Source organism: Actinomadura formosensis NBRC 14204 (assembly GCF_001552155.1).
GTDB classification, from domain to species: Bacteria; Actinomycetota; Actinomycetes; order Streptosporangiales; family Streptosporangiaceae; genus Spirillospora; species Spirillospora formosensis.
This window is the reverse complement of sequence record NZ_BCQQ01000065.1, coordinates 1-13,338: the sequence shown is the minus strand read 5'-3', so window position 1 is coordinate 13,338 and position 13,338 is coordinate 1. Positions and strand designations below refer to the sequence as shown.

Sequence of the window (13,338 nt, the reverse complement as noted above, 5' to 3'; positions counted from 1 at the left end):
TCAGCGTGTTGACAACGCTAACATACAACACTCATCGGCACTTCCAGGGGCATCCGCTCAGGTGGCGGCCCGACTTCAAGGTCACCGACCCACACTTCAAAATGAGCTCCAAAGACAATTATTCAACACTGGGCACTGGCTGCGGTTGCCTTTTGGGGATTTTTGTGCTCATCGCAGGCTGCATGGCCGCTGGTAATGATGACTACACATATGACGATCCCCGAACACTGCCGGCACCCGTCGAGGAACAAGAGCCGGCCAAGGATGCCGTAAGCTACACCGTCATCTCCGCGAAAGGCGGCAAAGTCGACGGCGAGAACTGCGTAATAGCGCGCGTCAAGGTATTCAACCATGGATACGCCCCTATCCATCTGAGCACGGGTTTCAACTTCCCGAACCCCTTCACCCTGGTGAACGCCGCAGGTCAGACAGTGTGGTCCAGCACAGACTCACTGGACCTTGAGCACGACATCCCGCCGGGAGGCCAGGAGAACGGCACCATCAATTTCTGCACACCCGAACTCGACGACGGCAGCAGGGTAACGCTTTATCATGACAAGAAGAAATGGAAGGTAGACATCCCCAAGGACAAGCCCGAACATATAAAGCGGCCGAGAAGCTCAGAAAAGGCCGGCGGCGGCGGAGCCGGGCCGGGCTATACGGGACCGCGCTGCTACGCACCCGGCGGCAGAACTTGGCACCCATGCTGACGTGTCACCACTACAACGAACACCCCGCCAGTGGTTCGCCTGGACGATCTCCTCGGGGTCATCGATGATCTCCGCCGCCGCGAACGCTCCATCCCGCTCGTAATGCATCGTGACGAAGCGGCAGGAGTCGAAGAGCCAGTAGTCACGGCGGGGGATGCCTTCCGGCCACTCGCCACGGCCGACCGGGATGATCCGCACATCCTCCCCAGCCGGGACGGTGTGCTCGTAGGACCAGGCGCATTCGAACCGGACGTAGTCGGAAAGGGGCTCCTCGACGACATGCACCCGGTGCATGCGCTTCCCCGCCTTCTTCGCGGGCCGCACGTTTCCCTCGATCCAGTCGGCGATCCCCGGGAATCCCCCACGCGCCTGCCCGGCCAGGAAGAGCGCGAACTCTTCCTTTTCGTAGGAGACGTCATAGCGCTGCAGCGCCTCCAGCCGGTAGGCCGTATACCGGAAGTGGGGACGGGTCAGAGGCATCGTGCCGGGAGGCGGGCGGGGCTCGTGAACAAGAAGGGCAAAATACTCTGATGGAGTACGCGGACGTGCCGCCCGCGCGGCGGGACGAACTGCAACGGGCACTCACCGATGGTGATGACGACGCGGTTCAGGAGGCGCTCGTGGGTCTCGCACTCCATGACGAAGATGGAACATGGGTACAGGATCAGTGCCTGACGCTGAAAGACCATCCGTCTTGGCAAGTCCGCGCCACGGCCATGACCTGCCTGGGGCATATCGCAAGAATACACAAGTCGATTGATATCGATCGGGCGCTCCCCGTACTCCGTTCAGCGATGAACGATCCACGTATCGCGGGATATGCGGAGCAGGCGATCGAGGACATCGAGATCTATGTCGGCTTCTCCACCGGCGGCCCATGAACCTTCGCCTTGACGGGCGGGGACGACCACACCACGTTACGGATGCGGTAGTGGCCCAGTCCGTCAGGGAGTCGTTCCCCGCCCGCGCCGGTGTGGTGGCACGCCGCGCGCTCGGTGATTCACTTGGATGAGGTGGGAGTCGGGGCGATGGGCATTTCGTCCTGGAAGGGGCGGGTGGGCTCTTCCAGGACGATCGCCGTTCGGCGGCCGTTAGCCGGCGGTGGGGTTTGGGATGCCGATGGAGTGGCCGAAGCGGAACATCCCGGTCGGGTCGTAGACGGCCTTCAGCTCCGTGAGCCGCCGGTGAACGTCGGGCGGCCAGACGGCCGCGACCTGCTCGGGCGCGGTGGCCGCACCCTGGAAGTTGAGGAGCGCACCGCCGGTCGTCCACGGGCGGACGGCGTCGATGACGCGTTCGCCGAGCGGCCGCACCAGGGCCGCCATGTCCTGCGGGGGCGGCGGGGCGAGCACGAGCAGCGAGTACGCGGCGTCCCGTCCGCCGACCGCGTTGGGGACCTGCGGCGCGCGGGCCACCGCGCCGCCGAGATGGCGCAGCTCGACCATGTGCGGCGGGGCCTCGGCGCCCGGCCCGGCCACGTCCAGCAGGGCCTGGACGGCGTCCTCGGTCAGCTCGCGGAACAGCGCGCCCCGCTCCCACACGGGCATCGGGTCGGTCGGGTCGTTGTGGATGGCGCCGATGGCGGTGTACGGCATCATGCCGACCATGTCGATGATCGGCGGGGCGGCCGACCGCATCGGCGCGAGCAGCCGCTCGCCCTCGGCCTGGTCGCCGACGTGGGCGACGCGCAGGTGGACGACGAACCGGCCGCGCAGCGGCGGCGGCAGCTCGTCCACCGGCGGCAGCCGGAGCAGCGCGACGGACGTGGTGGTCGACTCGGGCAGGTCGCGGGACCACGCGCGGTAGGCGTGCAGGACCCGCGCCGAGTCCTCGCCGGCGTAGAAGATCCCGCCGCCGTACAGGCTCGCGACCGGGAACAGGCCGATCGTCATGGCGGTGACGATGCCGAAGTCGCCCTTGCCGCCGCGCAGGGCCCAGAACAGGTCCGGCTCGGTGCCGGCGTCCGCGATCCGCGTGCGGCCGTCGGCGGTCACGACCTCCAGGGACCGGACGTGGTCGGCGGCGAAGCCGTAGGTCCGGGCGATCGGTCCGAGGCCGCCGCCGAGCGTGTAGCCGACGGCGCCGACGGAGGGGGCCGAGCCGCAGAGCGGGGCGAGCCCGTACGGCGCGGCGGCCTCGATCACCTCGGCCCAGGTGACGCCCGCCTCGACCCGGGCGGTCCGGGTGGCCGGGTCGACGGTGAGGCCGCGCATGCGGCCGGTGTTGACGATCAGGGCCCCCGCAACCGGGGCGACGGAGCCGTGCCCGGTGGCGTGGACGGCGACGGGCAGCCCGTACCGCCGGGCGAACCCGACCGCCGCCGCCACGTCGGCCGCTCCGGTCGCGCCGACGACGACCGCGGGACGGTGCCGGATCGTCAGGTTGAACGGCGCGACCTCCCGGTCGAGGCCGGGGTCGCCGGGGGTGAGGACCGGGCCGGAGACCTGCTGACGAAGGCCGTCGAGGTCCGGGAGGGACATGGTGGTCACGGTGATCTCTCCTGTCTGGGATCTTCTCGGCGGTGCCGAGCGGCGGGCGGCACATCCGTTCTCGCAGGCATCACTTGGGGCACCCTTTGCGGTGGGTTAGATTTGGCCTGTTCGGCGCCGTTAAGGCCGGACACAAGCCGTCCTTAAGTGGCGACCGGGCAGGCCGGCACAGGGACACGGGCACCACAGCGGGGGCGGGTGGAAGGCGATTTCGAGCGGGAGTCCGGTGCCACCGCCGGGGTGCCGCGGTTCCGGGTACTGGGGCCGCTGGAGGTGACCGACGCGGCGGGCACGCCCATCGTCGTGGGATCGGGCAAGCTGCGCGCGCTGCTGACGCTGCTGATCGCGGACGCCGGCCGGGTCGTGTCGGTCGACCGGCTGGTCGACCGGCTGTGGTCGGGTGACCCCCCGGCCTCCGCGGTGGGAACGCTCCAGGTCTACGTCTCCCAGGCGCGGCGGCTGCTCGACCCGTCCCGCAGGACCCGCACGGCCACGGGCGCGATCGTGACCCGTCCGCCCGGGTACCTGCTGGACGCGGCGGACGGCGAGGTCGACACCGGCCTGTTCGCCGCCCTGGTCGCGGACGGCGAACGGCTGGTGGAGCGGGCCGCCCACGCCGCCGCGCTGGAGGCCGTGGACCGCGCCCTGGCGCTGTGGCGCGGACGTCCCTTCGCCGACGTCGCCGAGGACCCCGACCTGGCCGGGCACGCCGAGGCCATGATGGAGCTGCGGCTGCGCGCGCTGGACTGCAGGGCCGCCGCGCTGCTCGGATGCGGCCGCCCGGACCTGGCCGCCGCGACCGCCGAGACGCTCGTCCGCGAACAGCCGCTCCGGGAGCGGTACTGGGCGCGGCTCATGCTCGCCGCCTACCGCGACGGCAGGCAGGCGGACGCGCTGAAGGCGTACCAGGACTGCCGCCGGCTGCTGGACGAGGAACTCGGGCTGATCCCGGGGCCGGAGCTGGCCGGCCTGCAGAGCGCGATCCTGCGCCGCGACCCCTCGCTCGGCGAGGTCGCCACCGCGGCCCCCGTCCCGGAGACGCGGATCCCGCCGGACGTCGCGCGGCCGGAGCCGTCCGCGAGCACGGGGCGGACGGCCCCCGAGCCTGCGGCGCCCCCGGACGAGCAGGCAGCGGGCTCCGTGCCGGGACTCGTCGGACGCGAACGCGAGCTCGGCGAGCTGCGGGCCGGGATCGAGGCCGCCCGCCGGGGCACCGGGACGATGGTGCTGCTCGAAGGCGAGGCGGGGATCGGCAAGACCACGCTCGCCGAGGCCGCCGCGTGGATCGCCCGCGAACGGCACATGAACGTCGTATGGGCGCGGGCGGTGGAGGACCTGGGCGCCCCGCCCTTCTGGCTCTGGGAACAGGTGCTCCAAGAGCTGGGCGTGGAACGGCCCCCCTTCGCGGGCGGCGCGCAGAGCCGTCCGGCGGGCCTCGCCGGGGACCGCGCGGCCACGCGGACCCAGGACCTGGCGATCGAGCGCTTCCGCCTGCTGGAGGCCATCGCCCGCGCCGTCGTCGAGGCCGCCCGCACCGGCCCGCTGCTGCTCGTCCTGGACGACCTGCAATGGGCCGACACGGGATCATTGCAGGCGCTGCGGCTGCTCATCGGGCGGCTGCGCGGCCTGCCCTGCGGCATCGTGGCGACGTGCAGGTCCACCGACGCGCTCGACCCGGCGGCGCTGGAGGACACGCTGGCCCTGCTGGGACGCGAGCGCGCCGTCCACCGGCTCCCGCTGTCCGGGCTCTCCGTCACCGAGGTCGAGACCCTGCTCGGCGGGCACGGCGACGGCCTGCCGGACGCGGCGGCGGTGCGGGAGCGCACCGGCGGGAACCCGTTCTTCCTCGCCGAGCTGCTCCGGTTCCACGACGACGTGGACGGGCGTCCCAGGTCGCAGGTGCCCGCCACCGTCCGGGACGTCGTGGAACGCCGCTTCGAGCGGCTGCCCGAGCGCACCCGCGTCCTGGTGCGGCTGGCGGCGCTCGCGGGCGCCGAGATCGACATCGGGATCCTCGCCCACGCCGTCCGGATGGACCCGGCGCAGGTCGTGACCGCGCTGGAACCGGCGCTGGACAGCGGGCTGCTCCGGCACGACGAGGAGACGTGGCGGTGGCGGTTCGTCCACGACATCTCCCGGGACGCGCTGTCGGCGCGGCTGGCCCCGGGCGAGCGGACGCAGCTGCACGCGCTCCTCGCCGACGCCATCGAGGCCGTCCACGGCGGGGACGGCCGCCTGGACGACCTGGCGCGGCACCGTTTCCACGCCGCCGGCGGCACCGCGTCCGAGCCCGCCTTCCGCACCTGCTCCCGGGCCGCCGACGAGGCGTGCAGGCGGCTCGCGTTCGACCAGGCGGCCCGGCACCGCGAGCGGGCCCTGGCGGTGCTGCCGCCGGGCGGGGACGGGGAGGACCGCCGCTACCGGACGCTGATGACCCTCGTCGGGGAGCTGCGGCTGGCGGGCGACGTGCGCGGCGCCGCGGCGGTGCTGAACGAGGCGGTGGAGATCGCCCGGCGGGCCGGGGACCGGGAGCGGCTCGCCGACGCCGTGTCCGTCCTCGGCGGCGTGACGCTGTGGAACTGGCGCCCCTACGGCACCGTCGACCCCGGCTTCGTCGCGCTGCTGCGGGACCTGATCGCCGAGACGCGCGATCCGCGCCGGCGGGCCGAGCTGCTGGGCACCCTGGCCGTCGAGCTGTACTACGGGCCCGACCGCCCGGAGGGCGAACGGCTGGCCGAGGAGGCGGTGGAGATCGCCCGCCGGATCGGCGACCCGGAGCTGCGCGGCCGGACGCTGAACAACTACGTCATGGCCTCCTGGGTCCCGGAGCGGGAGCCCGCCAGGATCGCCGCGCTGGAGGAGTCGCTCGCGCTGGCGGGCGCCGGGCTGCCGGCCGCCACCGAGGTGATCGCGCGCATGCACCTGCTCTCGGTGCATCTGAAGTTCGGCCGGATCGCCGAGTACGAGGACGGCCTCGAATGGACCCGGCACATGGTGCAGACCCTCGGTATCACCGAGCTGGAGGTCCAGCACACCTACCAGCAGGCCGGGTACGCGATCTTCCGCGGCGACGACGACACGGCCCGCGAACTGATCGAGCAGGCGCACCGGCAGCACAGCCGGACCAGCGTGTGGGGCGGGCAATGGGCCCGCCTCATGCAGCTCACCGTGCTGGACCGGGTCAGGGGGCGGGTCCCCGGCCGGCTCGACGAACTCCTCGCCGCGGCGCCGCGAGCGGAGAACAAGGCGCTGCGTCCCACCGCCGTCCTGGCGCTGCTGGACGCGGGCGAACAGGAGCACGCCCGGCATCTGCTCCGCCGCTGGGAGCTGGATCGGCTACCACGCGAGCAGACCTGGGCCTCGGACTTCGAACACGGCCAGCTCGGGGAGATCGCCGCCGTTCTCGGAACCCCCGACCCGGCGGCCATGTACCGGATGCTGTACCCGTACCGGGACCGGCTCCAGGTCGTCGGCTCGGCGCTGGCCTGCGCCGGCTCCACCCACGCCGTCCTGGCGAAGCTCGCCCGGCGGCTCGGCCGCCCGGACACGGCGGCGGAGCACCTGGCACACGCCGCCGCGGCCCCGGGCCCCCGAACTCCCTGAGCAGCCCCTTGAACAACACGGCGGTCCGGATGCCCGCCCGCCGCGAACGGCACGACCTGCGCCTTCACATTCCGTACGTCCTCCGGCACCGGGATCAGATCCTCGAACCGGCTCGGCACCACGTCCGCCACCACTAGAGACCGCCCATGCGATATGTCTTCCAGTGGTAATCCGAAATCGCGGGATTCCCGGAACCGAAAATGCGTCAGCGTGCCGGAACATTGTTAAAAGAAGATGTTCATGGAACCCTGTGATTGAACCGCTGTCACGGACGATCGGGGCGCTATGGCGAGGATGTGGGAGGCCGATCCCGCCGCGCGGTTCGCGCGGCGGCTGGGCAAGTCACCACATGAACTGGGTGACACCAAGGAAGACATGACGTGTCCGGACTTGTGGGAGCTGTCCAACGGTGACGTGGCCGCCATAGGCCGCGACCTGACCGAGGTTTATCGCGATCAGCTACCTGCTCGGTCCTGACGAGCGGATCGTCATCTTGCCCCGCAACCTGGTCATAGCCGCCAAATCGGACATCCCAGATGCTTGATCGAGTACCGAATCTCCCCGCCGCTTTCCTCAGCCCAGAAGAATACGCGTCCGACGCCAAGTCGCGTTTTACTGACATCAAGGACTACTTCTGGAAGCTCGAAAGGCGGCAGACCTTCCAGGAAGAGGGCGATGCCGGCTACCGCGCGTTCATGTGCGGCGACTGGGACGAAGCGATGAAAATCGAGGCCCAGGGACTCGACGCACTCCGGCAGCGGTTCAAGAACGTAGGTTTCGAGTACCGGAGAGTTCGTGTCGCCGAACTTCCGGTCACCCCCTACCTTCAGTGGGAGATGCAGGCGTTGCGGGTCCGGGCGGAGGCGGGTGAGGGCATCCGCGTCCTGGACGCGGATGCCGTCCGCGACCGTGAGGAAGACGGGCTCCTGCCCGAGGTCGTCATCCTTGGGACGGCAGCGCTGTACGAGGTCCGTTACGACCGGGCGGGCGTGCACAACGGCGCCCGGCGGATCGTCGACCCGAAGGTCATCGACGAGTGCCGGACCGAGATGGCCGCGCTCTGGGACGGCGGCGAGGACTTCGCCTCCTACTTCGCCCGGGAGATAGCGCCGCTGCCACCGCCACCCGCGCAGCATTGAGACGTGGCGCGAACGCGGTTCACCGGGGGCGGCGGCAGGCGTACCGGGCAGACCGTCCTGCTGGTCCTCCTCATCGTGCTCGCGGCCGGGCTGGTCGGGGCGTCCCCCGTCGCGCTCGGCCTGTTCCAGGGTGACGCGACCCGTTGGGAACGGCTGAGTTTCATCGGGCAGACCTACGGCGCGGCCTCCGCGCTGCTGTCGGCGTTCGCTCTCGCCGGCATCGTGGTGACGCTGGTTCTCCAAGCACGCGACACCAAGGTGAACCGGGAGCAGGGCCAGCGGCTGGCACATCTCGAACTGCTGAAGATGGCGTTGGACAACCCGCTGTACCGCCGGGCCTGGGGTCCCCTTCCCTCCGGCCACGACACCAATGCGGACCTCCAGGAAATCTATGTGAACCTGATCTTCTCGAACTGGCAGATGTCCTTCGAGTTGAAGACGATGGACGAGCGCCTGTTGCGAGTGGTCGCCTCCACGCTGTTCAAAGGCGAGCCCGCGCGCCGGTTCTGGGCCAAGGCCCGGCGGACGCGCATCGCCACGTCCGCCACGCGCCGGGAACGCCGCTTCCACCGGATCGTGGACGAGATGTACCAGGCGGCGGAAGCGCAGGGGCCGCCTCTGCCCGATCTGGGGCGGCAGCGGGAATCAGCGATCCGCCGTCACCGCGGGGTTCTGCTCGGTGCGGCGCTGGGCGCGGCCGTCGCCCTGCTCGCGCACGCGCTTCACCGGGGCATCCGCGCCGTCCCCGCGCCGGACGGACGGGAGCCGCCGCGCGAGAGCACCCAGCTCAGGGCACGAGCGAGAAGATGACGTGATCCTCACGCCTGCGCGTGCCGTTCACCAGTTCGCCCGCATACGGGGCACGGGGCATTGCCCCCTACGCCCGGGGCCCATCGAGATGCCGAACGCGCACGAGGTTGCGGACGGTGCCTCCATCTTGCTCGTCGGTGTATTCGGCGACCGGGAGGTAGCCGTGTTCGTCGTAGATGCGTCCGAGTTCGGGGCTGCCCGCCCAGTGGTCCAGGGCCAGGGCGGGGGCGCCGTGTGCTCTGGCGAGATGCTCGGCGTGGGTCAGCAGGGCCGAGCCCGCGCCCCGGCCGGCGGAGCCACGGTCGGTCATCACGGTGTGGATGAACATCGAGCCGTCGGGGACCACACCGGCGGGGATGCGCGGCGGGACCATGGGCGCCGCGGCCAGGAGCCCGACGCATTCGCCGTCTCGCTCGGCGATGGTGATGACGCCTTGGGAGGTCCAGTCGGCGACCCGGTCGGGGAAACCCGGCTGCTGCGAGAACGGCACCCTTCCCCACTGCTGGGGCCGCCCTTGGGCCACCAGCCACTTCAGGACGGAGTCCATCAGCGCCAGCAGGGCCGGAACATCGCTCGTCGTCGCCTGTCGCAGGTGCAGCGGGTGATCTGGCACGGCGGTCTCCCTCGGAGGTTAGACTTGGTCGAGCTCATTGATTTAACTATCTAAGGATTAGATTGTCAAAGGAAATGAGGATGGGCGCCATCACCAGGGCGGTCCAGGAGCTTCAGGACGCCACCGATCTGATCGATGAGCTGGCGGCCCGGCGCCTGGGTGTCAACCGCACCGACCTGCGGTGCCTGAGCCGGCTGACCGCCCGTGGCCCGCTGACCGCGAGCGAGCTGGCCGCCGCCGCCGGGCTGACCGGCGGCGCGGCCACCACCGCCATCGACCGGCTGGAGCGGGCCGGCCTGGCCCGGCGAGTCCGCGACGCGGCGGACCGACGCCGCGTCCTGGTCCACCTGACCGACCAGGCTCACACGGCCGGCCAGGGGATCTGGGGGCCGATCGTGACCGACGCCTTGGCCGAGCTGCGCCGGTTCACCTTCGCCGAGCTGGAGATCATCGAGACGTTTCTGCATCGCGCGCTGGACAACCAGACCCGGCACGCAGACCGCCTGCGTTCCCAGGCGCCGGATCGATGAGACCGAAGGCCGGTGTCCCGCGGTCTTCGACGCGTCGTACTCGGGGCGGGGTTCCCGGCGGAAGCATGGCCCTGTCAACACCTTTGCCCGGCGCGGAGCGGCTCCGGCGATGAGGCGCCACGACGTGTGGGGCGGGCCGGAGTCCCGGCTGCTCGTGCGGTTCACCGATGAGGAGTTCGCGCGGGTTCAGGCTGCGGGCTCGGACAGCGGGACGGCGAGGGCCTCACGCCCGAGCGTGGACGTGAGGCCCTCAAGGGTGTCGTTGGGGGTCGCCTACCCGTCGTAGCGGCCCGCGCGGATGTCCCGCGCCAGCGCCCCGAAGGCCGCCCGCCCGAAGGTCAGCATCGGCCCGTCCGTATCCTTCGAGTCACGCACCGCAACGACGGAGGCCACCCGAGCAACCTCCACGCAGACGCCTCCTTCGGAGTCGCTCCGCGAACTCTTCCGCCAGGACGCCACCTCAAACACAAGCCCCGCCGGACACGTCGCTCCGGCTGCTCTTGCGCCACGAGGCGACTTCGATGCAGTTGCCGCCCTCGGACCCACTGTGCGAACTCTTGCGCCAGTGGACGGACGAGAGGTTGGACGTGCTCATGCGACCTTCCCAGCGTTGGTTACCGGTCGTACCTTCCTGCATGGATGTCGTTGGTGAGCGCGCTGAACGCCGCACGCCCGAACGCCAACTTCGACCCATCCGGGTCCTTCGAGTCTCGGACGGCCACTGCCAACGCAAGTCCGGCAACCTCGACGCAGTTGTCTCCCTCAGAGTCGCTGTGCGAACTCTTGCGCCAGTGGACGGACGAGAGGTTGGACGTGCTCATGCGACCTCCCAGCGGTTGGTTACCGGTCGTACCTTCCTGCACGGATGTCGTTGGCAAGCGCGCTGAACGCCGCACGCCCGAACGCCAACTTCGGTCCATCCGGGTCCTTCGAGTCCCGCATGGCGATCCCGGTCATGGTCTCAGCTACCTCTACGCAGTCTCCTCCCGAGGAGTCACTCCGAGAGCTCTTGCGCCAGAGTGCGGATGACAGATGCGATGTGCTCACGTGCTCTCCATGATCGTGCGGATCAGGTCTTCAGAGTCCTCCGCCGACAACGCGGCAGACCTGATCTTATTGAAGAGTACGGTGAGTCTGCGTACTCTCACATGATCTGTGATCATTTGTCCGTTGCCACCTGCACCATCCACGTAAACGACATCCGCGCCCTCGTGGGACGAGAGCACCTGGAACCCGCCACCTTGAAAAACACGAGCCCTGGCGGGGATGACCTGGATGGAGAAGTTGGGCTCCGCGAACATGTCGAGGAGTCGCTTGCACTGCCCCTCCCTGACTTCTCTGTGAAGATCCCGGAGGACGGCCTCGCGGATGAGGAGGAAGAGCAGAGGAGGATCCGGCTTCGCTAGGAGTGTTTGCCGCTCCATCCGGACAGCAAGCAGTTGTTCCACTTTGTCAGCTCGCTGCTCTGCCTCGAAGACCATGCGCGCATGCTCCTCGGTCTGAAGCAGCCCAGGGATGAGCAATGGTGCAAAGATGCTGAACTGCGAAGCCTCAGGCTCCGCCTCGGCTAGCGGCCGGAAGCCACTCGGAATTAACCCACGCTTCCGGGCTTCCATGTGCTTCTCCCACATGCGGTGGAACGCGCCGCCCATCTGGAAGTAGGTGTCGAGGTCGTCGGCGAGGCCCTCGGACGGGGGCTTCTCGAAGGTCTCGACCTTGGCGATCCACTGGGGCGTGCAGCCCAACGCCGCCGCGAGCTTGTTCCGGGAGAGGCCGGACGCTTCGCGCCTCGCACGCAACTCGTTGACGAACACCTCCTGGTAGGCGGAGGGGGCAGCGTCGCGTGAGGGTGCCATCGGGGGTCTCCTGGGTGTCGGCCCGTGTGTTCGGGGGCGGCGCCTGACTCATTGGGGGGTGCTCATCGGGGGGTGAGCGGTTCGTGGCTCAGAGTACTCTTCCCTGCAAGGCTTTCCTGCGAAACGCCGGACCAATTCGCAGGGAACCCCGACCCGTGAACGATCGAGAACTCGCACGTCTTCAGGAGCAGTACCCGTTCTGGCGCATCCGCCGGCCGCCGACGATGGAATGTCTCTTGGCCACTCGTCTCGGCCGTCCCCTTACCCAGAAGGAGATCTACTACGGCCTATGCGAAACCCTCGTCGAGGACACGTACGAGCTGCTCAGCGAGGCCCTCGCCAACCAACGTGAGATCGAGGGAACGCTGTGATCGTCAAACTGGCGATCACGGGCGCCTCACTCCTCGCATTCTTCGCAATCTGGCTGCTGGCCCTCTTCGTCGGCATGGCAATCACCGACCACAGTTACACCGGAAAACACCGCTAATGCCGACATACCTTCCCCAAGTCGGCACCGTGGTTCGCGTTCACTCGCAGCGTGTTGCCCTTATCCGGCCGACCGCCGATGAAGGCAACACGCCGCCAGTGAACGTAGCCGGTAGACATCAGCCAGCCTGCTGGCTTCCTTGACCAGCGGCGTGTTGCCCTCTGGGTGGGGGGAGGGCAACACGCCGCTTCCCAGGCGGCTTCCGACAGTGAAGCGCCATTGAACTCCCGGAGCGGTTGCCGTCCGGTACCTGCGCTCCCACCCTCTGAGTGCAGGCCGCCGACAGTCCCCCCGACCGGCAACCGCTCCGGGGCCGCCCATTCCGGGCGAATGCCCACCTCACGACACGCCGCGCAGTCGCCACGTCCAACTCCCCCATAACGGCCGCCGCTCCTCCAGCAACCCCACCTGCCTGCGCAGCCGCCGGGAGCGCACGGCAGGCGTCGCTCCTACGCGACCGGCCCCAGCCCGGGACTGTCCTCGCCGGACGCCGGAACATGGTGGGGGGACGGCTCGGGAGCGCCGAGGAGGACGGCGGTGCCGAACAGGACGTGCCGTGCGCGGGGGATGAGGTCCTGCACTGTCCTGCCGGGCATCAAGTAGGTGTCCCCGGCCGGGACCCAGTAGGCGGTGATCTTCAACGCCACAATGGCGTGCGCGCCCTGCTGCGCCGCCTGGTACGCCAGGCGGTCGAGGCCGTGCCCGATCTCGGCCTCGTCCGTCCAGACCGGCCAGGCGCGCTCTACCGGCCCCGCGTTCGCGATCGGGACGCCATCGGTCGTGTAGATCGGGATCACCGCATCGTCTTCCCTGTCTCGGCACGTCGGACAGCGACCATGATGTCCGGGCGCCCGCGACCTACGGCAGGGACCCCACGCCCGGACGCGGGCGTGAGGTCCCCAGAGGTCGGGCGCGCGGGCGGGTTACCAGGGTTTGGTGGTCCTGTACTTGTTGCCGCCGCCGTTCTTGATCGACGGGGTGGAGCACTTGCCCCAGACCGGCGGGCTGCCCTTACCGCCCCAAAGGATCATGGGCTTCTTCTTGTTGCCGTAGCTGTTGCCGTAAATGTTCTTGGTCAACTACTCGGCCCTGAAGGACCGC

18 protein-coding genes are annotated in these 13,338 nt (G+C 69.6%); 8 read left to right on the top strand and 10 right to left on the bottom strand.

Annotated features, from left to right (window positions below; translation table 11 throughout):
- Window positions 1–5 precede the first annotated feature (5 nt).
- On the top strand, window positions 6–710 hold the full coding sequence (locus AF1_RS34545; RefSeq protein ID WP_131732798.1) for a hypothetical protein: 705 nt from the start codon (window positions 6–8) through the stop codon (window positions 708–710).
- Here the strand turns inward: AF1_RS34545 and AF1_RS18105 are convergent.
- Window positions 621–1,190 (bottom strand): DUF6879 family protein, encoded by a 570-nt coding sequence (locus tag AF1_RS18105; RefSeq protein ID WP_067800178.1) that lies wholly within the window; start codon window positions 1,188–1,190, stop codon window positions 621–623. The genes AF1_RS34545 and AF1_RS18105 overlap by 90 nt on opposite strands.
- A gap of 50 nt (window positions 1,191–1,240) precedes the next feature.
- Here AF1_RS18105 and AF1_RS34540 point away from each other — a divergent pair, with 50 nt between their 5' ends.
- On the top strand, window positions 1,241–1,591 hold the full coding sequence (locus tag AF1_RS34540; RefSeq protein WP_131732799.1) for a HEAT repeat domain-containing protein: 351 nt from the start codon (window positions 1,241–1,243) through the stop codon (window positions 1,589–1,591).
- Between the two features lie 210 nt (window positions 1,592–1,801).
- Here the strand turns inward: AF1_RS34540 and AF1_RS18095 are convergent, their stop codons facing one another.
- Window positions 1,802–3,190 (bottom strand): FAD-binding oxidoreductase, encoded by a 1,389-nt coding sequence (locus tag AF1_RS18095; RefSeq protein WP_067800259.1) that lies wholly within the window; start codon window positions 3,188–3,190, stop codon window positions 1,802–1,804.
- A 207-nt stretch (window positions 3,191–3,397) separates the two neighbouring features.
- On the opposite strand from AF1_RS18095, the gene AF1_RS18090 reads away from it, so the two are divergent.
- The 4 genes from AF1_RS18090 to AF1_RS18075 all read left to right on the top strand — a co-directional run bounded on the left by AF1_RS18090 (window position 3,398) and on the right by AF1_RS18075 (window position 8,751).
- Complete coding sequence (locus AF1_RS18090) at window positions 3,398–6,802, top strand: AfsR/SARP family transcriptional regulator (protein WP_067800171.1); 3,405 nt, start codon at window positions 3,398–3,400, stop codon at window positions 6,800–6,802.
- Window positions 6,803–7,096: 294 nt separating this feature from the next.
- Window positions 7,097–7,279, top strand: coding sequence for a hypothetical protein (locus tag AF1_RS18085; protein WP_306303174.1), 183 nt, complete (start codon window positions 7,097–7,099; stop codon window positions 7,277–7,279).
- Window positions 7,280–7,338: 59 nt separating this feature from the next.
- Window positions 7,339–7,941: a DUF6879 family protein gene (locus tag AF1_RS18080; protein ID WP_157419233.1), complete on the top strand. Its 603-nt coding sequence runs from the start codon at window positions 7,339–7,341 to the stop codon at window positions 7,939–7,941.
- Between the two features lie 3 nt (window positions 7,942–7,944).
- Window positions 7,945–8,751 carry a DUF6082 family protein gene (locus AF1_RS18075; protein ID WP_067800167.1) on the top strand — a complete coding sequence of 269 codons (807 nt, stop codon included), beginning with the start codon at window positions 7,945–7,947 and terminating at the stop codon, window positions 8,749–8,751.
- Between the two features lie 67 nt (window positions 8,752–8,818).
- Here the strand turns inward: AF1_RS18075 and AF1_RS18070 are convergent, their stop codons facing one another.
- Window positions 8,819–9,364 carry a GNAT family N-acetyltransferase gene (locus AF1_RS18070; RefSeq protein ID WP_067800164.1) on the bottom strand — a complete coding sequence of 182 codons (546 nt, stop codon included), beginning with the start codon at window positions 9,362–9,364 and terminating at the stop codon, window positions 8,819–8,821.
- A gap of 80 nt (window positions 9,365–9,444) precedes the next feature.
- On the opposite strand from AF1_RS18070, the gene AF1_RS18065 reads away from it, so the two are divergent.
- Window positions 9,445–9,894, top strand: coding sequence for a MarR family transcriptional regulator (locus tag AF1_RS18065; protein WP_067800162.1), 450 nt, complete (start codon window positions 9,445–9,447; stop codon window positions 9,892–9,894).
- A gap of 273 nt (window positions 9,895–10,167) precedes the next feature.
- Here the strand turns inward: AF1_RS18065 and AF1_RS35205 are convergent, their stop codons facing one another.
- The 5 genes from AF1_RS35205 to AF1_RS18045 are packed head-to-tail and all read right to left on the bottom strand — an operon-like array spanning window position 10,168 to window position 11,750.
- Window positions 10,168–10,353, bottom strand: coding sequence for a DUF397 domain-containing protein (locus tag AF1_RS35205; protein WP_409360250.1), 186 nt, complete (start codon window positions 10,351–10,353; stop codon window positions 10,168–10,170).
- A gap of 1 nt (window position 10,354) precedes the next feature.
- Entirely contained in the window at window positions 10,355–10,489 is a 135-nt protein-coding gene (locus tag AF1_RS35200) for a DUF397 domain-containing protein (protein WP_165488422.1), read from the bottom strand.
- Between the two features lie 19 nt (window positions 10,490–10,508).
- Window positions 10,509–10,715 carry a DUF397 domain-containing protein gene (locus AF1_RS18055; RefSeq protein WP_067800155.1) on the bottom strand — a complete coding sequence of 69 codons (207 nt, stop codon included), beginning with the start codon at window positions 10,713–10,715 and terminating at the stop codon, window positions 10,509–10,511.
- 19 nt (window positions 10,716–10,734) lie between these two features.
- Window positions 10,735–10,941: a DUF397 domain-containing protein gene (locus AF1_RS18050; RefSeq protein ID WP_084263062.1), complete on the bottom strand. Its 207-nt coding sequence runs from the start codon at window positions 10,939–10,941 to the stop codon at window positions 10,735–10,737.
- A complete protein-coding gene (locus AF1_RS18045) occupies window positions 10,938–11,750 on the bottom strand; it encodes a helix-turn-helix domain-containing protein (protein WP_067800152.1) in 813 nt (270 codons plus the stop codon). The genes AF1_RS18050 and AF1_RS18045 overlap by 4 nt, the downstream gene beginning before the upstream one ends.
- 236 nt (window positions 11,751–11,986) lie before the next feature.
- Here AF1_RS18045 and AF1_RS36445 point away from each other — a divergent pair, with 236 nt between their 5' ends.
- Complete coding sequence (locus tag AF1_RS36445) at window positions 11,987–12,121, top strand: hypothetical protein (protein WP_255218817.1); 135 nt, start codon at window positions 11,987–11,989, stop codon at window positions 12,119–12,121.
- Window positions 12,122–12,686: 565 nt separating this feature from the next.
- Here AF1_RS36445 and AF1_RS18035 read toward each other — a convergent pair.
- Window positions 12,687–13,034: a hypothetical protein gene (locus AF1_RS18035; protein WP_067800147.1), complete on the bottom strand. Its 348-nt coding sequence runs from the start codon at window positions 13,032–13,034 to the stop codon at window positions 12,687–12,689.
- A gap of 126 nt (window positions 13,035–13,160) precedes the next feature.
- Window positions 13,161–13,316 (bottom strand): hypothetical protein, encoded by a 156-nt coding sequence (locus AF1_RS34535; protein WP_157419231.1) that lies wholly within the window; start codon window positions 13,314–13,316, stop codon window positions 13,161–13,163.
- Window positions 13,317–13,338 lie beyond the last annotated feature (22 nt).